This is a genomic window from Streptomyces composti (genome assembly GCF_012034205.1).
GTDB classification, from domain to species: Bacteria; Actinomycetota; Actinomycetes; order Streptomycetales; family Streptomycetaceae; genus Streptomyces; species Streptomyces composti.
Genome location: NZ_JAATEM010000012.1, coordinates 146,007 through 170,976 on the forward strand (window position 1 = coordinate 146,007; position 24,970 = coordinate 170,976).

20 protein-coding genes are annotated in these 24,970 nt (G+C 72.7%); 11 read left to right on the forward strand and 9 right to left on the reverse strand.

Annotated elements, in window-relative coordinates; genetic code table 11:
* Positions 1-134 precede the first annotated feature (134 nt).
* Entirely contained in the window at positions 135-1,292 is a 1,158-nt protein-coding gene (locus HCJ93_RS12095; RefSeq protein ID WP_167994076.1) for an acyl-CoA dehydrogenase family protein, read from the forward strand.
* A 40-nt stretch (positions 1,293-1,332) separates the two neighbouring features.
* Positions 1,333-2,202: an acyl-CoA thioesterase II gene (gene tesB / locus HCJ93_RS12100; RefSeq protein WP_167994078.1), complete on the forward strand. Its 870-nt coding sequence runs from the start codon at positions 1,333-1,335 to the stop codon at positions 2,200-2,202.
* 66 nt (positions 2,203-2,268) lie between these two features.
* On the opposite strand, the gene HCJ93_RS12105 is transcribed toward tesB, so the two are convergent.
* Together HCJ93_RS12105 and HCJ93_RS12110 are read right to left on the reverse strand one after the other, a co-directional pair.
* Positions 2,269-3,063, reverse strand: a complete 795-nt coding sequence (locus tag HCJ93_RS12105; RefSeq protein WP_167994080.1) for a phosphatase — start codon at positions 3,061-3,063, stop codon at positions 2,269-2,271.
* A 118-nt stretch (positions 3,064-3,181) separates the two neighbouring features.
* The gene (locus HCJ93_RS12110) at positions 3,182-4,705 is read right to left on the reverse strand and encodes a PucR family transcriptional regulator (RefSeq protein ID WP_206317273.1); all 1,524 of its coding nucleotides are present in this window, start codon (positions 4,703-4,705) and stop codon (positions 3,182-3,184) included.
* A gap of 189 nt (positions 4,706-4,894) precedes the next feature.
* Here HCJ93_RS12110 and HCJ93_RS12115 point away from each other — a divergent pair, with 189 nt between their 5' ends.
* From HCJ93_RS12115 to HCJ93_RS12125, 3 genes are read left to right on the forward strand one after another with little or no spacing between them, the layout of a single operon-like run.
* Positions 4,895-6,364, forward strand: a complete 1,470-nt coding sequence (locus tag HCJ93_RS12115) for a sodium:solute symporter family protein (protein ID WP_167994084.1) — start codon at positions 4,895-4,897, stop codon at positions 6,362-6,364.
* 55 nt (positions 6,365-6,419) lie between these two features.
* The gene (speB, locus tag HCJ93_RS12120; protein ID WP_167994085.1) at positions 6,420-7,388 is read left to right on the forward strand and encodes an agmatinase; all 969 of its coding nucleotides are present in this window, start codon (positions 6,420-6,422) and stop codon (positions 7,386-7,388) included.
* A complete protein-coding gene (locus HCJ93_RS12125; RefSeq protein WP_167994087.1) occupies positions 7,385-9,070 on the forward strand; it encodes a thiamine pyrophosphate-binding protein in 1,686 nt (561 codons plus the stop codon). Before speB ends, HCJ93_RS12125 begins: the two co-directional genes overlap by 4 nt.
* Before the next feature lie 28 nt (positions 9,071-9,098).
* Here HCJ93_RS12125 and HCJ93_RS12130 read toward each other — a convergent pair whose 3' ends face one another.
* A complete protein-coding gene (locus tag HCJ93_RS12130; RefSeq protein ID WP_240967563.1) occupies positions 9,099-9,836 on the reverse strand; it encodes a DUF4232 domain-containing protein in 738 nt (245 codons plus the stop codon).
* A gap of 180 nt (positions 9,837-10,016) precedes the next feature.
* On the opposite strand from HCJ93_RS12130, the gene HCJ93_RS12135 reads away from it, so the two are divergent.
* The 5 genes from HCJ93_RS12135 (at position 10,017) to HCJ93_RS12155 (ending at position 17,073) form a co-directional block, all read left to right on the forward strand.
* Entirely contained in the window at positions 10,017-10,754 is a 738-nt protein-coding gene (locus HCJ93_RS12135) for an MFS transporter (RefSeq protein ID WP_167994089.1), read from the forward strand.
* Positions 10,715-11,104 carry a hypothetical protein gene (locus tag HCJ93_RS12140; RefSeq protein ID WP_373563575.1) on the forward strand — a complete coding sequence of 130 codons (390 nt, stop codon included), beginning with the start codon at positions 10,715-10,717 and terminating at the stop codon, positions 11,102-11,104. The genes HCJ93_RS12135 and HCJ93_RS12140 overlap by 40 nt, the downstream gene beginning before the upstream one ends.
* 105 nt (positions 11,105-11,209) lie before the next feature.
* Complete coding sequence (locus tag HCJ93_RS12145) at positions 11,210-14,929, forward strand: ABC transporter ATP-binding protein (RefSeq protein ID WP_167994091.1); 3,720 nt, start codon at positions 11,210-11,212, stop codon at positions 14,927-14,929.
* A 106-nt stretch (positions 14,930-15,035) separates the two neighbouring features.
* Positions 15,036-15,422, forward strand: coding sequence for a hypothetical protein (locus tag HCJ93_RS12150; protein ID WP_167994093.1), 387 nt, complete (start codon positions 15,036-15,038; stop codon positions 15,420-15,422).
* Between the two features lie 202 nt (positions 15,423-15,624).
* On the forward strand, positions 15,625-17,073 hold the full coding sequence (locus HCJ93_RS12155; RefSeq protein WP_167994095.1) for a S28 family serine protease: 1,449 nt from the start codon (positions 15,625-15,627) through the stop codon (positions 17,071-17,073).
* A gap of 22 nt (positions 17,074-17,095) precedes the next feature.
* Here HCJ93_RS12155 and HCJ93_RS12160 read toward each other — a convergent pair whose 3' ends face one another.
* The 3 genes from HCJ93_RS12160 to HCJ93_RS12170 form a co-directional block, all read right to left on the reverse strand.
* A complete protein-coding gene (locus HCJ93_RS12160) occupies positions 17,096-17,731 on the reverse strand; it encodes a hypothetical protein (RefSeq protein WP_206317274.1) in 636 nt (211 codons plus the stop codon).
* Positions 17,732-17,874: 143 nt separating this feature from the next.
* Positions 17,875-19,725, reverse strand: coding sequence for a glycoside hydrolase family 3 protein (locus HCJ93_RS12165; RefSeq protein WP_167994097.1), 1,851 nt, complete (start codon positions 19,723-19,725; stop codon positions 17,875-17,877).
* A 436-nt stretch (positions 19,726-20,161) separates the two neighbouring features.
* Positions 20,162-21,079, reverse strand: coding sequence for a LysR family transcriptional regulator (locus HCJ93_RS12170; protein ID WP_167994099.1), 918 nt, complete (start codon positions 21,077-21,079; stop codon positions 20,162-20,164).
* Between the two features lie 93 nt (positions 21,080-21,172).
* Between HCJ93_RS12170 and HCJ93_RS12175 the strand changes: the two genes are divergently transcribed.
* The gene (locus HCJ93_RS12175) at positions 21,173-22,099 is read left to right on the forward strand and encodes an EamA family transporter (protein ID WP_167994101.1); all 927 of its coding nucleotides are present in this window, start codon (positions 21,173-21,175) and stop codon (positions 22,097-22,099) included.
* A gap of 43 nt (positions 22,100-22,142) precedes the next feature.
* Here HCJ93_RS12175 and HCJ93_RS12180 read toward each other — a convergent pair whose 3' ends face one another.
* The 3 genes from HCJ93_RS12180 to HCJ93_RS12190 are packed head-to-tail and all read right to left on the reverse strand — an operon-like array spanning position 22,143 to position 24,934.
* Positions 22,143-22,943, reverse strand: coding sequence for a sugar phosphate isomerase/epimerase family protein (locus HCJ93_RS12180; protein ID WP_167994103.1), 801 nt, complete (start codon positions 22,941-22,943; stop codon positions 22,143-22,145).
* 42 nt (positions 22,944-22,985) lie between these two features.
* A complete protein-coding gene (locus HCJ93_RS12185) occupies positions 22,986-23,927 on the reverse strand; it encodes a bifunctional helix-turn-helix transcriptional regulator/GNAT family N-acetyltransferase (RefSeq protein ID WP_167994105.1) in 942 nt (313 codons plus the stop codon).
* A 56-nt stretch (positions 23,928-23,983) separates the two neighbouring features.
* Positions 23,984-24,934 carry an MBL fold metallo-hydrolase gene (locus tag HCJ93_RS12190; protein WP_167994107.1) on the reverse strand — a complete coding sequence of 317 codons (951 nt, stop codon included), beginning with the start codon at positions 24,932-24,934 and terminating at the stop codon, positions 23,984-23,986.
* Between the last annotated feature and the right edge of the window lie 36 nt (positions 24,935-24,970).

Sequence of the window (24,970 nt, forward strand, 5' to 3'; positions counted from 1 at the left end):
CCACGTCCGGACCGCGCTCCGCCCCGGCGTGACGAGCGTTACGGGGTGCCCACCCTTTACGGCCGTTGATACCGGCCGGTATCTTCAAGTCTGAGCAAGCGCTTAGACATGACCCTGTTCGTGGAGGTGGCGGAGTGCGCCGTACGGTTTTCAACGAGGATCACGAGGCGTTCCGGGAGACCATCCGCGCCTTCATCGAGGCCGAGGTCGTGCCGGTCTACGACGAGTGGTTCGCGGCCGGTCAGGCGCCGCGCGACTTCTACTACAAGCTCGGTGAGCTGGGCATATTCGGCATCAGCGTGCCGGAGGAGTACGGCGGCGCGGGCCTGGAGACCCACAAGTTCGAGGCCGTCCTGTACGAGGAGACCTCCCGCGCCGGCGTGATGTTCGGCGGCTCCGGCGTGCATGTGCTGCTCGCCCTGCCCTACCTGAAGATGCTCGCCACCGACGAGCAGAAGAAGCGCTTCCTGCCGAAGTTCGTCACCGGCGAGGAGATGTGGGCCATCGCGATGACCGAGCCGGGCACCGGCTCCGACCTCGCGGGCATGAAGACCACCGCCAAGCTCAGCGAGGACGGCACCCACTACGTCCTCAACGGCGCCAAGACCTTCATCACCGGCGGCGTGCACGCCGACAAGGTGATCGTCTGCGCCCGCACCGCGCCGCCCACCGCCGAGGACCGCCGCCACGGCATCTCGCTGTTCGCCGTGGACACCAAGTCCGAGGGCTACTCGGTCGGCCGCAAGCTGGACAAGCTGGGCCTGCGTGTCTCCGACACCGCCGAGCTGGCCTTCGTCGACGTCAAGGTCCCCGTCGAGGACCTGCTCGGCGAGGAGAACAAGGGCTTCTACTACCTCGGCCACAACCTGGCGTCCGAGCGCTGGGGCATCGCCTACGGCGCCTACGCCCAGGCCGCCGCCGCGGTCCGCTTCACCAAGCAGTACGTGCAGGAGCGCACCGTCTTCGGCAAGCCGGTCGCCCACTTCCAGAACACCAAGTTCGAGCTGGCCGCCTGCCAGGCCGAGGTGGACGCCGCCCAGGCCGTCGCCGACCGCGCCCTGGAGGCCCTGGACGCCGGTGAGCTGACCCCCGCCGAGGCCGCCAGCGCCAAGCTCTTCTGCACCGAGGTCGCCCACCGCGTGATCGACCGCTGCCTCCAGCTGCACGGCGGCTACGGCTACATGAACGAGTACCCGATCGCCCGCCTGTACGCGGACAACCGCGTCAACCGCATCTACGGTGGCACCAGCGAGATCATGAAGACGATCATCGCCAAGGACATGGGCCTGTGACCCGTCCTTCGGCTCACCCCGGGGCTCTGATCCGCACCGTATGAGCGAGGCACTGCAGTCCCTCCTCGATCTGCTCGACCTCGAGCGGATCGAGGAGGACATCTTCCGGGGCCGGTCCCAGTCCTCCGTCGTGCCCCGGGTCTTCGGCGGCCAGGTGGCCGCGCAGGCGCTGGTCGCCGCCGGGCGCACGGTCCCCGAGGACCGGCCCGCGCACTCCCTGCACGCGTACTTCCTGCGTCCCGGCGACCCCGGCGCGCCGATCGTCTACTCGGTCGACCGCATCAGGGACGGCCGCTCCTTCACCACCCGCCGGGTGGTGGCGGTCCAGCACGGCAAGCCGATCTTCCATCTCTCGGCGTCCTTCCAGACGTACGAGGAGGGGCTGGACCACCAGGAGCCGATGCCCGACGCGCCGGACCCGGCCACCCTGCCCACCGGCGAGGAACGGCTGCGTGGGTATCCCCACCTGCCCGCCGAGACGGTGGAGCGGTTCCTGGAGTCACGGGCCGCCGTCGATCTGCGCCATGTCGACGACCCCCCGTACGGCGACTTCGGACGGCCCCGCGAGCCGCACTCGCAGGTGTGGTTCCGCACCAACGGCAAGCTGGCCGACGACCCGCTGCTGCACGTGGTGCTGGCCACGTACGTCTCCGACATGACCCTGCTGGACTCGGTGCTGCTGGCGCACGGGCGCGGCGGCTGGGCGGTCGGCGACGTGGTGGGCGCCTCCCTGGACCACGCGATGTGGTTCCACCGCCCCTTCCGCGCCGACGAGTGGCTGCTGTACGACCAGCACTCCCCGTCCGCCTCCGGCGGGCGCGGTCTCGGCCAGGCCCGCATCTACACCCAGGACGGCCGGCTGGCCATCTCGGTCATCCAGGAGGGCGTGGTCCGCGTCCCGCGCGCCTGACGGACCCGGCGCCGGCCTGACGGACACGGCGCCGGTGCCGTGTCCGTGCCGCGCGCAGCCTGCCGGCTACTCGGCGTCCAGTCCGGCCTCGGCCAGCAGGTACGCCGTCATCGGGTCGTAGTAGCGGGGGCTGACCACGTGGTCGTCGAGGGGGACCACCACCTGGACCGTGCCCTCGGACTCCGCGATGAACAGGGCGGGGTCGTTGCAGTCCGCGTAGCCGACCGAGTCGACGCCGTGCTGCCCGGCGTAGCCCGCCCAGCCGTGGTCGGCGACGACCAGGTCCGGCAGCGGACGCCCCTCGCGCTCCAGCGCGGTCAGGATCGCCTTCATCGGCTCGCCGGAGTGGGTGTGCCAGAGGGTGGCGCCGTGCTCCAGGACCGCCACGTCCGCGAACTGCATCACATAGCCCTCGTCCGTGGTCAGGCCGTCCGGGATCACCACGATCTCGCAGCCGGCGGCACGCAGCGCGGCGGCCGTGGCCCGGTGCACGTCCAGCAGCCCGCCCGGGTGGCCGGTGGCCAGCAGGACCCGCTGTCTGCTGTCGGCCGCCTTGCGCAGCCGGCCGGCCATGCGCTCCAGCGCGGCGACGGTCAGCTCGGGGTCGATGGTGTCCTGGCCGTACCGGTGGCCGGGGTCGTCGTTCACGCCGGCCCGCTCCGCCATGACCGCGAGCACGTCCTGCTCGTCGCTCCAGCGGTCGCCGAGTTCCAGGCCCAGCCAGTAGTGGCGGTCGCCGTTGGCCAGCTTGCGGTAGTGGGAGAGGTTGTTCTCGCGCGGGGTCGCCACCTCGCCCGCGATACGGGTGGCGGTCAGATGCTGGATGAGCTCGCTGCGGCTGGGTGTCCCGGATATCGGCATGCCCACCATTGTGAGGCAGCGCGGGGCTCCGGTCTGCGGCGTATCGCCCGCTGGGACGTGCGTCACGTACTCAGTCGGCTACGCACAGATACTCAGCCGGTACCTCCCCGTCCCCTCCTCAGACCCGCTTGAGCGCGAACCACAGCTCCATGCGCACGTCCGGGTCGTCCAGGTCGGCGTCGAGCAGGGCGGCGCAGCGGGCGATGCGCTGGCGCACGGTGTTGCGGTGCACGGACAGGGCGACCGCGGTGCGGTCCCAGCTGCCGTGCAGGGAGAGCCAGGTGCGCAGGGTGTCGGTGAGGGCGGGGGAGCCGGCGAGGGGCGCGAGCAGCGCGCGGGCGTGCGCGTCGGCTTCCGGGGGCGCGAGGAGATCGGTGAGCGCGGGGCGGTCGCGGTGCCTGACCAGCGGGGCGCGGGTGGCGCGCGCCCGGGCCAGCGCCTGGGCGGCCTGGGCGTCGGCGGCGGGCCAGTCGGCGGGTCCCGCGGGCCCGCTGACGCCGAGCGTCCAGCCGGGCAGGGCCTCCGGCTGCCGGTCGGCGGGGACCAGGACGCGTACGACGCCGCCGGCCAGGTCGACCAGGGGAGAGCCGAGCGCGGCCCCCAGGGCGGAGGCGGCCACCGCGTCCGGCGGCAGTCCGGTGCTCGGCCGCCCGTGCACGATCCTCCGCCGCTCGCCGCCGAGCAGCGGAGCCACCTCCTCCGGCGAGGCCCCCAGCAGCAGCCGCACCAGCGCCGACGAACGGGCCGCACCGGTGGCGCTCTGCTGATCACCGGTCAGCAGCGAGAGCAGCACGGCGGCCACCGAGGCGATGGTGTGATCGGTGGAGGCCCGGTGCGGGGCCGCCACGGCCAGCACGAACCCGTTGTCCGCCCCGAGGGCGTAGGCGGCGAGATGGGTGCCCCCGAGGGTGTCCGAGGCGCTGGAGGGATGCGGACCCGCGGAGTCGGCGGGCGCCTCCTGCGCCTGCACGGCGCCGGTGGGCCCCGGGGCCGCGGCTGTTCCCGGGCGTACCACCGATGCCAGGCGGGCCATCGCTGATCGCATCTCGGGGTCCGGCTCGGTGCCCGCTGAGGCCAGGGTGGTGTTCTCGGGCCCGTACAGGACCGCGTGGCCGTCCAGGCGGCGGGCCAGCTGGCGCAGGACCGCCGGGACGGGGTCGGGGCGGGACGCCGCGGCGGCCAGGCTCTGCTGGGCCTCGGTGACGCGGCGCAGCTCGGCCACCCGGGCGCGGGCCATCAGCTGCCACACCGCGCGGGCCACGCCGGAGAAGGTGGTCCTGGGCGGGACCTCGAGGAGCGGCAGGCCGTGCAGGTCGCAGGCTTCGGCGAGTGCGGCCGGGACGGTGTCGTGCAGCGGGGCCAGGCCGAAGCCGAGCGCGGCGCCGCCCGCGGCGACGATCCGGGAGACGTAGGCGTCGAAGTAGCCGGTGCCCGCGCCCTGGGGGATGTGCACACCGGCGGTGAGCAGCAGCTCCCCGCCGTGCAGGTACGGGTAGGGGTCGGCCATCTCCGAGGTGTGGACCCAGAAGATCACGGCCTGGGGGTCGGCGGGCCCGGCGACCCGGCGCAGGCCCAGGTCCTCGCGGGCCAGCAGGGCCTCCAGCGGGACGGGCGGGGTCGGCGGGACCGCGGGCTCCGGCATGGTGGACGTTTCCTCCACTCCGTTGGGTCCGGGATGGATGAAACGTACACTTCGCAGACGCTTTTCGGCCACCTAGGGTCGCTTGAGACCGGCAGGCCGCGGGTACGGGCGGATGTCCCCGCGCTCCTCGGCCGGAATCCCTTCCATCCCCAGCACGACACGCCACCGAGAGTGCGTGAAGGAGGCCCCATGGCCGTGGACTACCTGGTCATCGTCGTCTATCTGGCCGGCATGCTGGCCATGGGCTGGTGGGGCATGCGCCGCGCCAGGTCCAAGAGCGAGTTCCTGGTGGCGGGCCGCAGGCTCGGCCCCGCCATGTACTCCGGCACCATGGCGGCCATCGTGCTCGGCGGCGCGTCCACCATCGGCGGTGTGGGCCTCGGCTACCAGTACGGCCTGTCCGGTGCGGGCATGGTCTTCACCATCGGCCTCGGCCTGCTCGCGCTGAGCATCTTCTTCTCCGCCCGCATCGCCCGCCTGAAGGTCTACACCGTCTCCGAGATGCTCGACCTGCGCTACGGCGGCCGGGCCGGCGTGATCTCCGGTGTGGTGATGTGGGGCTACACGCTGATGCTGGCGGTGACCTCCACCATCGCCTACGCCACGATCTTCGACGTCCTCTTCGACGTCGACCGCACCCTCGCCATCGTGCTGGGCGGCTCCATCGTGGTCGCCTACTCCACGCTCGGCGGCATGTGGTCCATCACGCTGACCGACATGGTGCAGTTCGTCGTCAAGACCATCGGCGTGCTGCTCCTGCTGCTGCCGATCGCCGTCGTCAAGGCGGGCGGCTTCAGCGAGATGAAGGCCCAGCTGCCCACCGAGTACTTCGACCCGCTGGGCATCGGCGGGGAGACGATCTTCACCTACGTGCTGATCTACACCTTCGGCATGCTGATCGGCCAGGACATCTGGCAGCGCGTGTTCACCGCCCGCAGCGACTCCACCGCCAAGTGGGGCGGCACCGTCGCCGGCACCTACTGCCTGGCCTACGCCCTCGCCGGCGCGGTGATCGGCACCGCCGCCAAGGTGATGTACCCGAAGCTCGCCAACCCCGACGACGCGTTCGCCACCATCGTCAAGGACGAGCTGCCCGTCGGCGTCCGCGGCCTGGTGCTCGCCGCCGCCCTCGCCGCCGTGATGTCGACCTCCTCCGGCGCGCTGATCGCCTGCGCCACCGTGGCCAACAACGACATCTGGGCCCGGCTGCGCGGCATCGTCCGGCCCTCCGGCGAGGCGCACGACGAGGTCAAGGGCAACCGTGCCTTCATCCTCCTCATGGGTCTGCTGGTGATCGGCACGTCCATCGCGCTCAACGACGTGGTCGAGGCGCTGACCGTCGCCTACAACCTGCTCGTCGGCGGCCTGCTCGTGCCGATCCTCGGCGGGCTGCTGTGGAAGCGCGGCACCGCCCAGGGCGCGCTCGCCGCGGTCGCCGTCGGCGGCGCGGCCGTCGTCGGCCTGATGGCCGGTTACGGCATTCTCGCCAACGAGCCCATCTACTACGGTCTGCTGGCCTCCCTCGCCACGTATGTCGTGGTCTCCCTCGCGACCCCGCCGACCGACGCCGCCGTCCTCGCCGCCTGGCGCGAGCGGCTCGCCGGGCGGGGCACCTCCGGAACCGAACCCGTGTCCGAAACCGTCCCCGCGGCCCAGTAAAGTCAAGGGGCAAGCAGTACATACGCGACGAAGCGTAGGAAAGAAGGCAGTTTTCATGAGCAGCAACGAGACGCCCCGCGGCCCCGTCGACTCGTCCCGCGTCCCGCGGTACGCGGGCCCCGCGACCTTCGCCCGGCTGCCGCGCCTCGACGAGGTCGGCACCGCCGACGTCGCCGTGGTGGGCGTGCCGTTCGACTCCGGCGTCTCGTACCGGCCGGGCGCCCGCTTCGGCGGCAACGCCATCCGTGAGGCGTCCCGGCTGCTGCGCCCCTACAACCCCGCGCAGGACGCCTCCCCCTTCGCCCTCGCCCAGGTCGCCGACGGCGGCGACATCGCGGTGAACCCGTTCAACATCAACGAGGCCGTGGAGACCATCGAGGCCGCCGCCGACGAGCTGCTCGGCACCGGCGCCCGCCTGATGACCCTCGGCGGCGACCACACCATCGCGCTGCCGCTGCTGCGCTCGGTGGCGAAGAAGCACGGCCCGGTCGCGCTGCTGCACTTCGACGCCCACCTGGACACCTGGGACACCTACTTCGGCGCCGAGTACACCCACGGCACCCCGTTCCGGCGGGCCGTCGAGGAGGGCATCCTCGACACCTCCGCCCTCTCCCACGTCGGCACCCGCGGCCCGCTCTACGGCAAGCAGGACCTCACCGACGACGAGAAGATGGGCTTCGGCATCGTCACCTCCGCGGACGTCTACCGCCGCGGCGCCGACGAGATCGCCGACCAGCTGCGCCAGCGCATCGGCGACCGCCCGCTGTACATCTCCATCGACATCGACTGCCTCGACCCCGCCCACGCGCCGGGCACCGGTACCCCGGAGGCGGGCGGCATGACCTCCCGCGAGCTGCTGGAGATCCTGCGCGGGCTCGCCTCCTGCAACCTGGTCTCGGCCGACGTCGTCGAGGTGGCGCCCGCCTACGACCACGCCGAGATCACGTCCGTCGCCGCCTCCCACACGGCGTACGAGCTGACCACCATCATGTCCCGTCAGATCGCGGAGGCCCGGGCCAAGTGACGCACGACCACGACCGGGTGCTCCGCCCCACCCCGTCCCAGACGGCAGCAGCGCTGAACCCTCCCCCCGGCCGCAACGGCGGAGACCTGGTCGTGGAGACCCTGGCCGGGCTGGGCGCGACCACCGTCTTCGGCCTGCCCGGCCAGCACGCCCTCGGCATGTTCGACGCCCTGCGCCGCTCCGATCTGCGCTACATCGGGCTGCGGGTGGAGAACAACGCGGGCTTCGCGGCCGACGCCTACGGCCGGATGACCGGCGAGGCGGCCCCGCTGGTGCTGTCCACCGGCCCCGGCGCGCTCACCTCGCTGGCCGCGCTGCAGGAGGCAGCGGCGGCCTCCGCGCCCGTGCTGGCCATCAGCAGCCAGATCCCCACCGCGGGGCTGGGCGGCGGACGCCACGGCTACCTCCACGAACTGCCCGACCAGGCGGCCTCGTTCCGGGGTGTGGTCAAGTCCGTCCACACGGTCCGTACGCAGTCCCAGATCCCCTCCGCCATCGCCGCCGCCTGGAAGTCGGCGCTGACCGCCCCGCACGGCCCGGTCTGGGTGGAGATCCCGCAGGACGTGCTGCTCGCCGAGGCGCACCTGCCGGTGGTGACCGCGCTCGACGCCACCCCCGACGAGCTGCCCCCGCGCCCCGAACTGACCGCGCTCGCCGCCCACTTGCTGTCCACGGCCGAACGGCCCGCGATCATCGCCGGCGGCGGAGTGGTCCGCGCCGACGCCTCCGGCAAGCTGCGCCGGCTCGCCGAGCGGCTCCAGGCACCGGTCGTCACCACCTTCGGCGGCAAGGGCGCCTTCCCCTGGAACCACCCGCTCTCCCTCCAGTCCTGGCTGGAGGACCGGCACACCACCGACTTCCTGGAGGACGCCGACGTCCTGCTGGTGGTCGGCTCCGGCCTCGGCGAACTCTCCTCCAACTACCACACGTTCAAGCCCCGCGGCCGGGTCATCCAGATCGAGGCCGACCTCGGCAAACTCGAGTCCAACCACCCCGGCATCGGCATCCACGCCGACGCCCGCCTCGCCCTGACGGCCCTGCTCGAGACGGTGGAGCCCCGCCGGGACGACACCGCCCCGGACCGGGTCCGCGAGCTGCTCTCCAAGGTCTCCGCCCGCATCGCCGCCCAGGACCTCACCCGGGAACAGGAGATCCTCGCCGCGGTGCGCCGCGCCCTGCCCGCAGGCGCCCCCTCCTTCTGGGACATGACGATCCTGGCCTACTGGGCCTGGTCGGCCTTCGACGCGGGCGGCCCGAACCTGCTGCACTCCGCCCAGGGCGCCGGCGGCCTCGGCTACGGCTTCCCCGCCGCCCTCGGCGCCGCGGCCGCCGACCCCACCCGCCCCGTCCTCGCCGTCTCCGGCGACGGCGGCGCCCTGTACTCCATCGCCGAACTCGCCACCGCCCGCCAGTACGACCTTGACGTCACCTGGCTCATCGTCGACGACGGCGGCTACGGCATCCTCCGCGAGTACATGACCGACACCTTCGGCCGGGCGACGGCCACCGAGCTGACCCGCCCCGACTACGCGGCCCTCGCCGAATCCTTCGGCGTCCCCGGCATCCGCACCACCCCCGAGACCCTGGAACACGACCTCGCCAAGGCCCTGGCGACCCCCGGCCCCTCCGTCGTCGTCCTCCCGGCGGTGCTGCGGATGTTCGCGCCCACGCATCTGGGATGACGACGCCGGCGGGGCCGCCTGGCCCGGTTCACCGCGACATGATGAAGTCCAGCGCGGCGCCGGAGGCGGTGGTCCAGTAGGTCACCAGCTGGCCGTCGTCCGCGTAGAGAGGCTTCGCGGGGAGCGGGACGTCCACCGGCTCGCCGATGGTGGTGCCCTGCTCCGGGCCCTGGAGGGTGAGGGCGAGGGAGTCCGCCTCGTACTCGTCCCTGCCGCCGCCGCTCACCAGCAGTGCCGCGTACGCCTCGGCGCCCCGGGCGAGGGTGACCGGCTTGCCCGGTTCCAGCGCGCTGTCCTCGATCACCGGAACCGTGCTCTGGGCGTCGGCGCCCAGCCGCAGATACGGGTAGCGGTGCAGGTTGCACGGCGTGTCGCCGGTGTTCTGCACGGTGACGAGCAGATGGCGGGCCTCCTTGCTGTCCGCGGGTTCCTTGACGGCGGAGACGGCGAGGTGCTCCGGCGTGCAGTCGGGGACCTTCCGGTCCGCACCCGCGCCCTGGCCGCCGGCCGCGCCGTCCGCCTTCCCCGCGCCCTGGTCTGCGGCCGCGCCGCCGTCCGGCTGCGCCGTGCCGGTGTCCGGCTGCGCCGCGCCGGGCTCACCGGACTTCGCCGCGGACGTGGCCGGCCCGGGACCGCCCGCGTCGTCGGCGGATCCCGGCTGGCAGGCCGTGGTGGCGAGCAGGGCGGCGAGCACTCCGGCGGCGAGGGCGCAGGCCCGGCGCCCGGTGGTGCGGTGCGTACGCGTGCTGAGGGCAGGGATGTTCATGGTCTTCCCCCGTGATCGGTCACGTGCTGATGTCCCGCGGAAGTCTGCTCGGCACCTCCGGCGTTCAGACCTGCCGCCACGCGGCTGTTGCCGATCCAATACAGAAATGCAGTAGGGACGGCGGAAGGCCGCAGAGGCAGCGGAGGGGACCGTTCCTCGGGCCAGTGCATCTCGGAGCCCGTGAGAGACGGTGCAGCGGACGAGGAGATCGCGGGGCGGGAGCCGGCCGGGGCCGGGCGGCGGGTGCCGGCGGCGGCCGCGCTGGGAAACGCGCCGATGGAGGTGCTCGACTTCCTGCTGCCGCTGTGGGCCGGGTCCGAGCTCAGGGCCGGTGCCTCCGTCATCGGTGTGCTGATCGCCGCGGAGGCGGTGCTGTCGCTGGTGTTCCGGCCCGTCGCGGGCGAGCTGTCCGACCGGCTCGACCCGCGCCGGGTGGCCGCGGCCGGGGCCGTGCTGTACGCGCTGTCGTTCGCCGGGTACGCGCTCGCGGACGGGCTGCCCGTCGCCTTCGCCGCCGCGGCGCTCGGCGGTGCCGGAGGGGCGCTGTTCTGGGTGGCCCTCGACGCGTTCACGGGGCGTCGCGCCGCGGGCGACGGCACGGCCGCTTACGGCGCGCTGCTCACCGCATCCGGCAAGGGCGCCTTCGTCGGCTACGCGGTGGCGTTCACGGTGCTGGAGAACGCCGGGTACCGGCCGCTGTTCTGGGCCGGGTGCGGGGCGTGCGCGGTCGCCGCGGCGCTGCTGGCGAGGGACCAGGGGGAAGGAGTCCCAGCGGACGCGCCTTCCTCCGGGACGTCCGAGGGTGACGGCTCGCAGCGGCGGTTGCTGCCGCTCATGGGGATCGCCGCCGTCACGCCCGCGCGGAGGCCGGGCTGTGGATGCTTCTGCTGCTGCGGCTCCAGGAGGAGTACGGGCTGACGCCGATGGAGACGGGCCTGGTCTTCGCGCCCGGGTTCATCGTCTTCATCCTGCTCCCGGCGCACGCCCACCGGGTCACCGACCTCACCGATGTGCTGGGCGCCGAGAACACCGCCGCCCGCAACGGCGCCGGCTGGGACGTGTGCCTGTCCGCACTGGACGCCCGGGCGCGCGGCGAACGCTTCGAGGGGGCGCACGCCGGCCCCACGGAGCTGGGCAGGGAGCTGTACGAGGCGTACGTGGCGGCCGGGGTCCCCTCCGGAGCGCCGATCCCCGGCGCGGACGGCTGGCGGCCCCGGCGCGGACCGCGGAGGCTCCCGGCGCGGGGCCGGTTTGTCACGGCGGGATGAAATCCGCTCCTGATCGCGTTGGTCCCTTCCGGTAGATCAGGCAGAACGGCGGAGATCACGGGTCCTCCGGATCACGGATCGACGCGGATCAACGGAGGGCACCGGGTGGACGCGCAACGGGGATGGGCACGGCGGCTGGCGGGATACGCCTGGCGGTATCCCAAGGACGTCGTTCTCGCCCTCGGCTCCTCCCTCGCCGGCATGGCGGTGATGGCGCTGGTGCCGCTGATCACCAAGGTGATCATCGACGACGTCATCGGCGACCACACCCGCGCGATGATGCCCTGGGCCGGCGCCCTGATCGGCGCCGCGCTGCTGGTCTACGTCCTCACCTACATCCGCCGCTACTACGGCGGCCGGCTCGCCCTGGACGTGCAGCACGATCTGCGCACCGACATGTACCGGGCGATCACCCGGCTCGACGGGCGCCGGCAGGACGAGCTGTCCACCGGGCAGGTCGTCGGCCGGGCGACCAGCGACCTCCAGCTGATCCAGGGCCTGCTGTTCATGTTGCCGATGACCATCGGCAACATCCTGCTGTTCCTGATCTCGCTGGGCATCATGGCCTCGCTGTCGCTGCCTCTCACCCTGGTGGCGCTGGCCGTCGCGCCCGCTCTGTGGTGGATCGCCAAGCGCAGCCGCACCCGGCTGCACCCCTCCACCTGGTACGCCCAGGCGCAGGCCGCCGCCGTCGCCGGAGTGGTCGACGGGGCGGTCAGCGGCGTCCGCGTGGTCAAGGGCTTCGGGCAGGAGGAGCAGGAGACCGGCAAGCTGCGCGAGGTCGGGCGGCGACTGTACGCGGGCCGGATGCGCACCATCCGCCTGAACAGCACGTACACCCCCGCCCTGCAGGCGGTCCCCGCCCTCGGCCAGGTGGGCATGCTCGCCCTCGGCGGCTGGCTCGCGGTGCGCGGCCACATCACCCTCGGCACCTTCGTCGCCTTCTCCACCTACCTGGCCCAGCTGGTCGGCCCGGTGCGGATGCTGGCCGTGGTGCTCACCGTCGGCCAGCAGGCCCGCGCCGGCACCGAACGCGTCCTGGAGCTGATCGACACCGAGCCCTCGCTCACCGACGGCACCAAGGAGCTGCCCGCCGACGCGCCCGCCACCGTCGAGTTCGACGACGTCTCCTTCGGGTACGACCCCGAGCACCCGGTCCTCGACGGCCTCTCCTTCGAGATCCGCCCCGGCGAGACCCTCGCCGTGGTCGGCTCCTCGGGTTCCGGCAAGTCCACCGTCTCCCTGCTGCTGCCGCGCTTCTACGACGTCACCGGCGGCGCGGTCCTGGTCGGCGGCCACGATGTGCGCGAGCTGACCACCGAATCGCTGCGCGCCGCGATCGGCCTGGTCCCGGAGGACTCGTTCCTGTTCTCCGACACCGTGCGCAACAACATCGCCTACGGCCGCCCGGACGCCACCGAGGAGCAGATCCGGGCCGCCGCCCGCGCCGCCCAGGCGGACCGGTTCATCGCCGAGCTGCCCGACGGCTACGACACCACGGTCGGCGAGCACGGGCTGACCCTCTCCGGCGGCCAGCGCCAGCGCATCGCCCTCGCCCGCGCCATCCTCACCGACCCGCGCCTGCTGGTCCTGGACGACGCCACCTCCGCGGTGGACGCGCGGGTGGAGCACGAGATCCACGAGGCGCTGAGAGAGGTCATGCGGGGCCGCACCACCCTGCTGATCGCCCACCGCCGCTCCACCCTCAACCTCGCCGACCGCATCGCCGTCCTGGACTCCGGCCGGCTCGCCGACATCGGCACCCACGAGGAGCTGCAGCGGCGCTCGCCCCTGTACCGGCGGCTGCTCACCGACCCCGACGAGCTGGGCGCGGTCTCCCCGGGCCACACTCCGCCCGCCGGGCCCCGCGAGGAGGACACCTCGGTCCGCGAGGAGCTGGACGCCGAGTTCGACGCCGAGCGCGGGGTCACCCCCAGACTGTGGACGGGCGACCGCGAACCCAGGGACACCGCCCTGTCCGGTTCCCCGGCCACCCCCGAACTGCTCGAGCAGGTGGCGGCGCTGCCCCCGGCCACCGACGTGCCCGACGTGGACGAGGAACGCGCCGTCCAGCCGGAGGACTCCTACGGGCTGCGCCGCCTGCTCAAGGGCTTCGGCCTCGCCCTGCTGGTCAGCCTCGCCCTGGTCGCCGTCGACGCCGGGACGGGCCTGCTGCTGCCGGTGCTGATCCGGCACGGCATCGACTCGGGCGTCACCCAGGCCTCCCTCGGCGCCGTGTGGGCGGCGTCCGTGCTGGCGCTGCTCACCGTGGCGGCCCAGTGGGCGGCGCAGATCGGCGAGATCCGGATGACCGGGCGCACCGGTGAACGGGTGCTGTACGCGCTGCGCCTGAAGATCTTCGCCCAGCTGCAGCGGCTCGGCCTGGACTACTACGAGCGCGAGCTGACCGGCCGGATCATGACCCGGATGACCACCGACGTCGACGCCCTGTCGACGTTCCTGCAGACAGGCCTGGTCACCGCGTTCGTCTCGGTGGTCACCTTCTTCGGCATCATGGTCGCGCTGCTGGTGATCGATGTGCAGCTGGCCCTGGTCGTGTTCGCCACGCTGCCGCCGCTGATCGTCGCCACCTACTTCTTCCGCCGGGCCAGCGTGAAGGCGTACGAACTGGCCCGCGAGCGGATCTCGGTGGTCAACGCCGATCTGCAGGAGTCGGTGTCCGGGCTGCGGATCGTGCAGGCCTTCCGGCGCGAGCGGGAGGGCCGCAGGCGGTTCACCGAGCGCAGCCTCGCCTACCGCGGTGCCCGCATCCGCGGCCAGTGGCTGATTTCCGTCTACTTCCCGTTCGTGCAGTTCCTGTCGTCCATCGCGGCGGCCGCCGTCCTCGTGGTGGGCGGCGCCCGGGTCGACGACGGCACGCTGACCACGGGCGCGCTGGTGGCGTACCTGCTCTACATCGACCTGTTCTTCGCGCCCGTGCAGCAGCTGTCGCAGGTCTTCGACGGCTACCAGCAGGCGACCGTCTCCCTGGGCCGCATCCAGCAGCTGCTGCGCGAGCCCACCTCCACCCAGCCGCCCGAGAAGCCGCTGCCGGTGCCGTCGCTGCGCGGCGAGATCGCCTTCGAGAACGTGCACTTCAGCTACGCGGGCGCCGACGGGCAGGAGGCCGCGCTGCGCGGCATCGACCTGCGCATCCCCGCCGGGCAGACGGTGGCGTTCGTCGGCGAGACCGGCGCCGGGAAGTCGACGCTGGTGAAGCTGGTCGCCCGGTTCTACGACCCGACCGCCGGGCGGGTCACCGTCGACGGCACCGATCTGAGGGACCTCGACCTCACCGCGTACCGGCACCGGCTCGGCGTGGTCCCCCAGGAGGCGTACCTGTTCCCCGGCACCGTCCGCGACGCCATCGCCTACGGCCGCCCGGACGCCACCGACGCCGAGGTCGAGGCGGCGGCCCGCGCGGTCGGCGCGCACGAGATGATCGCCACCCTGGAGGGCGGCTATCTGCACGAGGTCGCCGAGCGCGGACGCAACCTCTCCGCCGGCCAGCGCCAGCTGATCGCCCTGGCCCGCGCCGAACTCGTCGACCCCGACATCCTGCTCCTCGACGAGGCCACCGCCGCGCTGGACCTGGCCACCGAGGCGCAGGTCAATGTGGCCACCGACCGGCTGGCCGGCCGCCGCACCACCCTGGTCGTCGCCCACCGGCTGTCCACGGCCGCCCGCGCGGACCGGGTGATCGTCATGGACGCCGGCCGGGTCGCCGAGGACGGCACCCATGACGAACTGCTGCAACGCGGCGGCAAGTACGCCGAGTTGTGGCGCACGTTCGTCGGCGAGGACACCGCGGCGGTGCTGTCGTAGCGACGGACGGTGCCGGTGCGGCGCTCGCGCAACCGTTCGCCCCGCGTCAAGCGTCCGTAAAGCCGTACGCGGTTGGACATGTCGGGTGGAAACGGGGAGGACGACTGTGGGCAGTGGAGCGATACACCGGCGGCTGGTGCTCCCTCTGGCCGTGCTGACCGCCTCCGGACTGCTCGCCCTGGCCGCTCCCACCGAGGCGCACGCCGCGGCCCCCTGCCCCGGACGCAAGGTGCGCACCCTGGCGTTCTCCACCGGCTCCGTCGTCGTCTACAAGCGCGGCGGCTATGTCTGCGCCGTCACCCATGCCAGGAAGCCCGGCGCCAAGCGGTGGATGTCGGTGAGCGTCCGGCCGCGCGGCGGCCGCGCGGTCGTCGACAAGGGCCGTTACCAGCGCCAGGCAGGGCCGGTCACCGTGCACGCGGGGCGGCGCTGCGTCTGGGTGAAGGGCTCGGTCCGTGGGGGCTCGGTCAGCTCCGGCTGGATCCTCTGCTGAACGGGCGGCACACCGCTGAACCGGCCGCATCCCCGCTGAACCGGCGGCGGCCTCCGCCGAGGCCTCCGCGGCCCCGGACGCGTCGTTCCCCGCGAATCACTCAAGTCCCTTGCCGCGCACAGGGTTTTCCCCATGTCCCCTGGTGCTGCCCGGAGCCGTTCCGCTAGCTTCCGGCGCACATATGTCTCACAGGGGAGTGCGCATGCGCAAGGCGCTCAGATGGCTGCTGGCGCTCACGGTGCTCATAGGCACCATGAGCTCGGCGGGCGCGGCCACCGCCGCCGAGCCGGAGGCCACCGGCACCACCGACAGCAGCACCACCGACATCAAGGAACGGCTGCTCGCCATACCCGGCATGAGCCTGATCGAGGAGAAGCCGTACACCGGTTACCGCTTCTTCGTCCTCAACTACACCCAGCCGGTCGATCACCGCCGCCCCTCCGCGGGCACCTTCCAGCAGCGGATCACCGTGCTGCACAAGGACGTCAGCCGGCCGACCGTCTTCTACACCAGCGGCTACAGCGTCTCCACGACGCCCCGCCGCAGCGAGCCGGCCCAGATCGTGGACGGCAACCAGGTCTCCATGGAGTACCGCTTCTTCACCCCGTCCCGGCCCGAGCCGGCCGACTGGTCCAAGCTGGACATCTGGCAGGCCGCCAGCGACCAGCACCGCATCTTCAAGGCGCTGAAGAAGGTCTACTCCAAGAAGTGGATCGCCACCGGCGGCTCCAAGGGCGGCATGACCGCCACCTACTACGAGCGCTTCTACCCGCGTGACATGGACGGCGTGGTCGCCTACGTCGCTCCCAACGACGTGGTGAACAAGGAGGACTCGGCCTACGACCGCTTCTTCCAGAAGGTCGGCACCAAGGAGTGCCGTGAGCGGCTGAACGGCGTGCAGCGCGAGGCGCTGGTCCGCCGCGAGGCGCTGAAGAAGAAGTACCGGGCCTACGCCGAGGAGAACGGCTACACCTTCAACACCGTCGGCAGCCTGGACCGCGCCTACGAGGCCGTCGTCCTCGACTACGTGTGGGGCTTCTGGCAGTACAGCACCCTGGACGACTGCGACAGCATCCCGGCCGACGCCGAGAAGGCGACCGACGACGAGATCTGGTCGTCCGTCGACTCGATCTCCGGCTTCTCCTTCTACACCGACCAGGGCCTGGAGCCGTACACGCCGTACTACTACCAGGCCGGCACCCAGCTGGGCGCGCCGACCATCCACTTCCCGCACATCGAGAAGAAGTACCTGCGCTACGGCTACCTGCCGCCGCGCTACTTCGTGCCCCGCTCCATCCCGATGAAGTTCCAGCCGTCGGCCATGCGGGACGTGGACTCCTGGGTCCGCCACAACGCCCGTCACATGCTGTTCGTGTACGGCGAGAACGACCCGTGGGGCGCCGAGCCGTTCCGCCTCGGGCACGGCGCGCGCGACTCCTATGTGCTGACCGCCCCCGGCATGAACCACGGCGCCAACGTGGCCGGCCTGGTCCCGGAGGAGAAGGCGCTCGCCACCGCCCGCATCCTCGACTGGGCCGGTGTCACCCCGGCCGCGGTGCAGGAGAACCCGTCGGCGGCCGAGCCGCTGGCGAAGTTCGACGCCAAGCTGGACAAGCGCGGCGTGGAGCAGGAGCGCACCCTGCGCCCGTGACGGTTCGTCCGGCTCGGCGGGGCTAGAGGGCGCGGGCGCAGCCCACCGGTCGCTCCCCGCCGAGGCGGACGTACAGGGCCGTGGACGCCGGGCACTCGGACCGGTCGTCCACGGCCTTCGTCACCTTGAACTCCGGGGCGTGCCCGCCGTCGCCGTCGCAGGCGGTCTCGCGGACCTTGCCGTCGTCCAGGCGGTAGACGCAGTCGCCGACGATGGTGCGCGGCCCGCCCCCGCCGCCCGGGTCCCCGGGGTGCGGCGGCTGGAGGTTGCGCATACAGGCGTAGCCGCGCCGCACCGCGCCGTCGCCGTCCTCGTCGGAGGAGGGGCGCTGTTCGCTGATGTGCAGGACGAAGTCGGTGGTGTCCGGGCAGGGCGGCCCGGACTTCATGGTCCCGTCGTGCCGGGCGACCACCCGGGCCGCGGCACGTTCACTGGTGCACGGCACCTCGGTGAAGCTGGTCCGGCCGAACGAACTGCACTCGTCGACCCCGAGGAACACCGCCCCGTAGCCCGAAGGACGTGCGGTGGCCGGTGAGGCCGGGGCCCGTTCGCCGAGGCGGCTCTCCTTGCCGGCGCCCCCGCCGCCCGGCGCGCTCTGGCACCCCGTCAGCGCGATCACCAGCGCGCAGAGCGCCCCCACCGACCTTCTCACGTGCATCGCATCCCCCCGGACACCCCCGTCCAGCGTGACCCGTCGGAACGAGCCACGCCAGACATACGGGGTGGTTTGCGCACCTTAAGGGTGGTGCGCCGGTTGTGCGACGTACGCCGCCTACGCCGGAGTGCGTAGGCGGGCCGGTGTCACCGGTAGCGCAGCCCGTGCCCGACGGGGAACAGCACCTGGTCCGGATCGTCCGCCCGCTGCACCGGCACCGGCAGTTTCCCGCGCGGATCCGCCTTGCCGGCGATGACCCGGGCCGCCGCCCGCAGCTCCACATCGGTCCAGGAGTACGCCGCCAGATACGCCGGCACGTCCGTCAGATGCGCCACGTCGTACGGGTTGCGGATCGCCACGGCCACGACCGGCTTCCCGGTGCCGAGCAGCCGTTCGACGAGTGTCTTCTGGCTGCTGGCCGCCGAGACGTTGTACGTCCCGACGATCACCGCGTCCGCCTCCTGCGCCGCCGCCACCGCCTGGTCGATGACCGCCGCCGAGGGCGCCGTGCCGGTGGACAGGGCGGTGGCGGTGAAGCCCAGTCCGGTCAGTGCGTCCGCGAGCACGCCGGTGGGCGGCCCCGTGGTGCCGGACGGCGAGGCCGGGTCGGCGCCGACCACCAGCAGCTTCCTGTGCCGGCGCCGGGACAGCGGAAGCAGGCCGTTCTCGTTGACCAGGAGGGTGGTCGTCCGTTCCGCGATCCGGTCGGCGGAGGCGAGATGGGCGCGGGTGCCGACGTGGCGGTCCACGTCCGCGTGCGAGACGTAGGGGTCCTTGAAGAGGCCGAGCCTGGCCTTCAGCCGCAGAATGCGGAGGATCGATGCGTCGAGGCGGGCCTCGGTGAGCTCGCCGTCCTGCACCGCCTTGAGCACGGCGTTCCAGGCCACGTCCAGCGACGGCGGGTTGAGCAGCTGGTCCACGCCCGCCTTCAGGGCCAGCACCGGCACCCGGTCGTCGCCGTACTTGGTCCGCACGCCCTGCATGCCGAGCGAGTCGGTGACCACCACGCCGTCGTAGCCCAGCTCCTCGCGCAGGATGCCGGTCATGATCGGGCGGGACAGCGTGGCCGGGTCCTCGCTGGGGTCGAGGGCGGGCACCACGATGTGCGCCGTCATGATCGAGTCGATGCCCGCGGCGACCGCGGCCCGGAACGGCGGGGCGTCCAGCTCCTCCCACTGCTCGCGGGTGTGGCGGATGTACGGCAGCTCGTCGTGGCTGTCCTCCTTGGTGTCGCCGTGCCCCGGGAAGTGCTTGGCCGTGGCGGCGACGCCGGACGACTGGTAGCCGTTGACCTCCGCGGCGACCAGCCGGCCGACCGTCTCCGGCTCGGAGCCGAAGGAGCGCACGCCGATGACGGGGTTGGCCGGATTGACGTTGACATCGGCCACCGGGGAGTAGTTCTGCCGGATGCCCATGGCGCTCAGCTCCCGGCCCGCGATCCGCCCCAGCGTCCGGGCGTCGGAGCGCGATCCGCCGGCCCCGATCGCCATGGCGCCGGGGAAGAGCGTGGCGGGCTCGCCCACCCGGGCCACGATCCCGTGCTCCTGGTCGGTGGAGATGAGCACCGGCAGCCCGCGCGGCAGGCCGAGGGACGCCTTCTGGATGCCGTTGGACAGATCGGCGATCTGGTGCGGCTCGCGGGTGTTGTGCGCCCAGGCGAAGTAGATGATGCCGCCCACCCGGTACTTGGCGAGCAGTTCGGCGGCGTTGCGGACGCCGATCTCCTCGAGGTTGGCGTCGACGTCGGCCTGGTCGGGGTCGGTGGCGGAGTGGCCGTAGACCCGCATCACGAACAGCTGGCCGACCTTCTCCTCCAGGGTCATCCGGGAGATGAGGCGGCGCAGTGCGGCGTCATGGCGGCCGTCGGGGCCGCCCGCCGCCGCGTGGACGGTGCCGCCGGCGGCCAGGGCGGTGGTGACGCCCGCCGTGGCGGCGAGGACGGTGCGTCTGGACGGACGTGCGGTGTTTCCCGTGCTTCCCGTGCTGCTGTCTGGCACGTGCACTCCTTCCGGAGATGGTCCGGGCGGTCCTGTGAAGGAAACTGCCAAGGGGTCACCAATATCCGGGAAGTTTCTGCCAGTCAAGGGAATGCGCACCACCGGGAGAGGCGCCGCCATCGGCGCAGAGGAGGGGGCGCACCGATGGCGGCGGGCCGCCGGCCGTGGGGCGGCGGAGAGGGTGGGTCAGCGATCGCAGCCAGCAGCGAAGCCGACACCGCACCACGGAGACTCGTCCGGCAGCTCGCGGGTTGGACGAACGGGTGCGGGGGCGGGTTCCCGTCGGGCGGGCGGATGCGGGAAGTCGGGAGGAGAGTGCGACGGGTGACGGATGGGGCGGGTGCGGGGCCGAACGTGCCGCCCCTCGCGTCCGGCTGACGAGCCGCCCGGCCCGGCCCCCGGGGCCAGCCCGTCAGTGCTCGTCCCGCGGAAACGATCAGCGCTCCGTCCGCGAGGAGACCTTCGGCCAGTGGTCGACCAGGGTGCGGACGGCCTCCGCGATGGCCGGGCGGCGGGCCGCCCCGGCACGCCACATCGCGTACAGGCGGCGCACCGGCACGGGGTCGAGCGGCACCTCCACCACACCCTCGGGGAGCGGACCCCGGCCCAGCCGGGGGATCAGCGCGATGCCCAGCCCCGCGGCCACCAGGGCGACCAGGGTCGGGTTCTCGTCGGCCTGGTGGACGATCTCCGGCTTGTGCCCGACCGCGCGCAGGGTGCGCACCAGCCACTCGTGGCAGATCCGCCCCGGCGGCTGGCAGATCCACCGCTCGCCGCCCAGCTCCTCGCGCCGCACCGCCGGCCGTCCGGCGAAGGGATGCTTCTCGGGCACCAGCAGATCGCACAGGTCGTCCCCGATGACCGCCTGCTCCACCCCCGGGGGCGGCGGCACCGGCGCGATGTCCCAGTCGTGGGTCACCACCAGATCCACCGCGCCCTTGGCCACCAGGTCCACCGACAGATGGGGGTCGATCTCGCTCAGCCGGGCGTCGAGGTCGGGATGGCGGCCGGCCAGGTCGGCCAGCACCGACGGCATCAGCCCGCGCGCCGCCGAGGGGAACGCCGCGATGGTCAGCCGCCCGGCCGGCAGACCGCGCCGCCGCTCCAGCTCCGTCTCGGCCCGCTCCACGATGGCCAGCAGCTCCTGCGCCGCCGCGACCAGCTGCTGCGCCTCGTCGGTCAGCCGCACGCCCCGGCCCTGCCGTTCCAGCAGCACCGTCCTGGTCTCGCGTTCCAGCTTGGCGATCTGCTGGGACACCGCCGAGGAGGTGTATCCGAGGGCGGCGGCGGCCGCGCTCACGGTGCCGTGGACGGAGACGGCGTGCAGAGCACGCAGCCGCTGGAGGTCGAGCATGGCCCCTCCCGCCTTTTTCGTTAGTGATGCTTCATCCAACCATGCAGAAAGAGTCGCTGGTGCTGAAGGATGGCGAGCGGCGATCCTCGATTCATGCGCCCCTTCCACGTCCTGCTCGCCGTGCTGGTCGCCGCCGTCTGGGGAGTGAACTTCACCGTCATCGAGATCGGCCTCGACCACTTCCCGCCGCTGCTCTTCTCCGCGCTGCGCTTCCTCGCCGCCGCCCTGCCGGCCGTGTTCCTGGTCGGCCGCCCGAAGGTGGCGTGGAAGTGGATCGTGGCCGTGGGGCTGGTCCTGGGCGTCGCCAAGTTCGGCCTGCTGTTCGTCGGCATGGAGGCGGGGATGCCGGCCGGGCTGTCCTCGCTGGTGCTGCAGATCCAGGCGGTGTTCACCGCCCTGTTCGCCATCGCCTTCCTCGGCGAGCGCCCCACCCCGCTCCGGCTGCTGGGCATGGTGGTGGCGCTGGCCGGCATCGGCGTCGCCGCCGTGGAGGAGGGCGCCTCGGGGCCCCTGACCGCCTTCGCCCTGGTGGTCGCGGCGGCGGCCTGCTGGGGCGCCTCCAATGTGCTGACCCGCAAGGCCGCGCCGCCGGACTCGCTCAACTTCATGGTCTGGGTGAGCACCATTCCCGTCCTGCCCCTGCTGGCGCTGTCCGTGGCCGTGGAGGGCTGGTCCGCGGACCTGGCGGCGCTGCGCGCGCTGGACTGGCAGGGCGCGGGCACCGTCCTCTACGTCGCCTGGGTGACCACCGTCTTCGGCTTCGGCGTCTGGGGCTGGCTGCTGCACCGCCACCCCGCCTCGACGGTCGCCCCGTTCTCGCTGCTCGTCCCGGTCTTCGGGATGTCCTCGGCCGCCCTGTTCCTGGGCGAGTCGATGACCGGCCTGCGCTGGATCGCGGCGGCCCTGCTGGTCGGCGGCGTGGCGCTCGCCTCCCTCACCCCGCCGCGCCGCGGGACGACCACTCCGGTGGCCAAGTCCCCCCGGCCGGGGGCGGCGCGCGACGTCACCTCGTGCCGCTGAGCGGGCTCCGGCCCGCGGAGCCGGTGTCGCGCGGCCGTGTCCGTCACGCCGAGTCGTTGAGCAGCCGCGCCAGATGCTCCCGCCCGGGGCCGAGCAGCTCCGGCAGCTCGGGTACGTCCGGGTACCAGCGCTTCTCGTACTCCCAGCACAGCCAGCCGTCCCAGTTGTGCCGGGAGAGGACCTCCACGCACTCGGTCAGCGGCAGGGTCCCGGCGCCCAGCGGCACGGGGGTCGTGTCATCGGCCGAGGAGATGTCCTTGACCTGCACATACCCCAGGTGCGGGGAGAGCGCGGCGAAGCTGTCCGAGGGCTGCTCGCCGCCCAGCCAGGTGTGCATCACGTCCCACACGACGCCCACCTGACGGTGTCCGACCAGGCCGAGGATGCGCATCGCGTCCGCGCCGGTGCGGTGCGAGTCGTGGGTCTCCAGCAGGATCCGTACGCCGACGTCGGCGGCGTACTCGGCGGCGCGGCCCAGCCGGCGCGCGGCCACCGCGTCCGCCTCCTCGGGGCTCTGGTGCTCCGTGCCGCCGGGGAAGACCCTGATGTACGGGGCACCCAGGTCGCGGGCCAGCTCCAGCAGGTGCCGCACCTCGGTGATGACGATGTCGTCCTCGCAGGGCGCCGCGACCTTGGCGTAGCCGCCGAGGCTGAGGATCTCGACCCCGGCCGCCTTGAACTCGGCGGCGACATCGGCCCGTTCGGCCGGGGAGAGGCCCGGGTGCACGGGCTCCTCCGGATGGGCGCGCAGTTCGATGCCGTGGTAGCCGTGCGCGGTCGCGAGGCGCAGCACATCCGGCACGGGCAGGCCGGGGACGCCGAGGGTGGAGAACGCCAGCTTCATACGGGGACCCTACCCGCGACCCCGCGGTACGGCTCCTCCTCGTCACCCCGGTGTCGCACGCAGATCCAGCCGCCAGTCCTGGCCGACCAGGTCCTTGCCGAAGGAGTGGTGCGGCTTCTCGTCGACCAGGGTGAAGCCGTGCCGCCGGTAGATGCGGCGGGCGGCGGCCAGTACGTCGTTGGTCCACAGCGTCAGCTCCCGGTACCCGGCGTCCCGCGCGAAGGCGACGACCTCGCCCACCAGCCGGTCCCCGAGGCCCAGTCCCCGGGCCCGCGGCTCCACGAGCAGCAGCCGCAGCCGGGCCGTGCCCGGGGCCTGGTCCCGTACGCACATCACGCACCCCACCGGTTGCCCGTCCAGCTCGGCGATCCACACCCGCTCCAGCGCGGGGTCGTGGGTGTGCGCGTAGTCGGCGACGATCCGGGCGACCAGCCCCTCGTACTCGGCGTTCCACCCGAACTCGGCCGCGTACAGCGCGCCGTTGCGCTGCACGATCCACCCCAGATCGCCCGGCCCCGGTCCCCGCAGCACCACGTCCTCGGCGCGCGGCTGCCGGGAGGACCGCGTACCGCCGAGCAGCTCCCGGATCGTCCGCATCGCCTCGAGCAGCCGGGGCCGCTCCGCCTCCGGCACGGTCGCCAGCAGGGAGCCCACGGCCGCGTCGGACCGCTCGGCGAGCAGGGCGGCGGCCTGCCGCCCCGCCTCGGTCAGACTCACCCGCCGCCGGCGCGGGTCCTCCGGGGACACGGTCCGCTCGATCAGCTCGTCGCCCTCGAACTTGTTCAGGATCCGGCTCAGATACCCCGCGTCCAGCCCCAGCTCGCCCCGCAGGTCCGCGGCGTCCGTACCGTCCGAGTGCGCCAGCTCGTACAGCACCCGCGCCTCGGTCAGCGTGTACGGCGTGTACAGCCGACGGCTGTAGTCCAAGGCCCCGATCAGGTTCGTGTAGAAGCGATTGAACGCCCGGACTTCCTGCACACTCATGGCGCCGGCTCCCGCTCTCGGCATACCTTTGACTCAGTCAGACATCTCCTGCGAGGTTACTCCCCTCGCACCTCGTCGTCACGCGGGAACGCGGCCCACTCCTCGATGGCGAACCCGTCGCCCTTCCTGCGGACCTCGGCGGCCCCGTGCCCGGGCCAGTGCGCCGGGACGACCAGCTCCCGCTGCTCCGCCGCCCGGGAGAGGAAGGCGCGTCGCGTCCTGGCGGCGAGCCGGAGATCGTCGCAGAAGCAGCTGTTCCAGTCCGGTTCCAGGACCTGCACGGGGCTGTGCAGCATGTCCCCGACGAAGACGGCGCGGTCGGTGCCCGAGCGCAGGGTGACGACGGACGAGCCGGGGGTGTGGCCGGGGGCCGCCTCCAGGAGCAGATTGCCGTCGATGCGGTGGCTGCCCTCCCAGAGCACCAGCTGCCCGGCGTGCTCGACGGGCCTGATGCTGTCCTCGAACACCAGCCTGCTGCCCTCCCAGCGGATGCGTTCGTGGTCGTCGCGCGGCGGCCGGCTGCGGCCGGGGCCGGCCGGATCGAAGTACCGGTAGTCGGCGAGCGGGACCAGATACGTGGCGTTGGGGAAGGCCGGCGCCCACCGTCCCTCACGCCACTCCGTGTTCCATCCGACGTGGTCGTAGTGAATGTGCGTGTTCACGACGACGTCGACGTCCTCGGGCTCCACGCCGGCCGCGCGCAGGCGGGCGAGGTAGTCGGTCCGCAGGCCGGCGAACTGCGGGACCTGCGGTCGGTCCCGCCCGTTGCCGATCCCGGTGTCCACCAGGATCGTCCGGCCCTCGCTGCGCAGGACCCAGGTCTGGATGTGGCACCGGTAGGCGTCGTCGGCGGGCGTCCAGAAGTCGGGCGCCAGCCAGTCCTCGTTGCGCCTCCAGGTCTCCTCGTCACTGTCCGGAAGGATGAAGCGGACGGTACGGACGGGTCCGGACCACTCGATCACACGGCTGATCTCGACGTCGCCGAGCACGAGGCTGGGTGCGGGCATGACGGCCTCCGAGAAGAAGTGAGCTGGACGGGCAGG

Excerpts from the sequence above, each read along its gene's own strand:
- tesB (WP_167994078.1), top strand. The coding sequence starts at position 1,333 with ATGAGCGAGGCACTGCAGTCCCTCCTCGATCTGCTCGACCTCGAGCGG.
- HCJ93_RS12105 (WP_167994080.1), bottom strand. The coding sequence starts at position 3,063 with ATGCCGATATCCGGGACACCCAGCCGCAGCGAGCTCATCCAGCATCTG.
- HCJ93_RS12110 (WP_206317273.1), bottom strand. The coding sequence starts at position 4,705 with ATGCCGGAGCCCGCGGTCCCGCCGACCCCGCCCGTCCCGCTGGAGGCC.
- HCJ93_RS12115 (WP_167994084.1), top strand. The coding sequence starts at position 4,895 with ATGGCCGTGGACTACCTGGTCATCGTCGTCTATCTGGCCGGCATGCTG.
- speB (WP_167994085.1), top strand. The coding sequence starts at position 6,420 with ATGAGCAGCAACGAGACGCCCCGCGGCCCCGTCGACTCGTCCCGCGTC.
- HCJ93_RS12130 (WP_240967563.1), bottom strand. The coding sequence starts at position 9,836 with ATGAACATCCCTGCCCTCAGCACGCGTACGCACCGCACCACCGGGCGC.
- HCJ93_RS12140 (WP_373563575.1), top strand. The coding sequence starts at position 10,715 with ATGCTTCTGCTGCTGCGGCTCCAGGAGGAGTACGGGCTGACGCCGATG.
- HCJ93_RS12155 (WP_167994095.1), top strand. The coding sequence starts at position 15,625 with ATGCGCAAGGCGCTCAGATGGCTGCTGGCGCTCACGGTGCTCATAGGC.
- HCJ93_RS12160 (WP_206317274.1), bottom strand. The coding sequence starts at position 17,731 with ATGCACGTGAGAAGGTCGGTGGGGGCGCTCTGCGCGCTGGTGATCGCG.
- HCJ93_RS12170 (WP_167994099.1), bottom strand. The coding sequence starts at position 21,079 with ATGCTCGACCTCCAGCGGCTGCGTGCTCTGCACGCCGTCTCCGTCCAC.
- HCJ93_RS12175 (WP_167994101.1), top strand. The coding sequence starts at position 21,173 with ATGCGCCCCTTCCACGTCCTGCTCGCCGTGCTGGTCGCCGCCGTCTGG.
- HCJ93_RS12180 (WP_167994103.1), bottom strand. The coding sequence starts at position 22,943 with ATGAAGCTGGCGTTCTCCACCCTCGGCGTCCCCGGCCTGCCCGTGCCG.
- HCJ93_RS12185 (WP_167994105.1), bottom strand. The coding sequence starts at position 23,927 with ATGAGTGTGCAGGAAGTCCGGGCGTTCAATCGCTTCTACACGAACCTG.
- HCJ93_RS12190 (WP_167994107.1), bottom strand. The coding sequence starts at position 24,934 with ATGCCCGCACCCAGCCTCGTGCTCGGCGACGTCGAGATCAGCCGTGTG.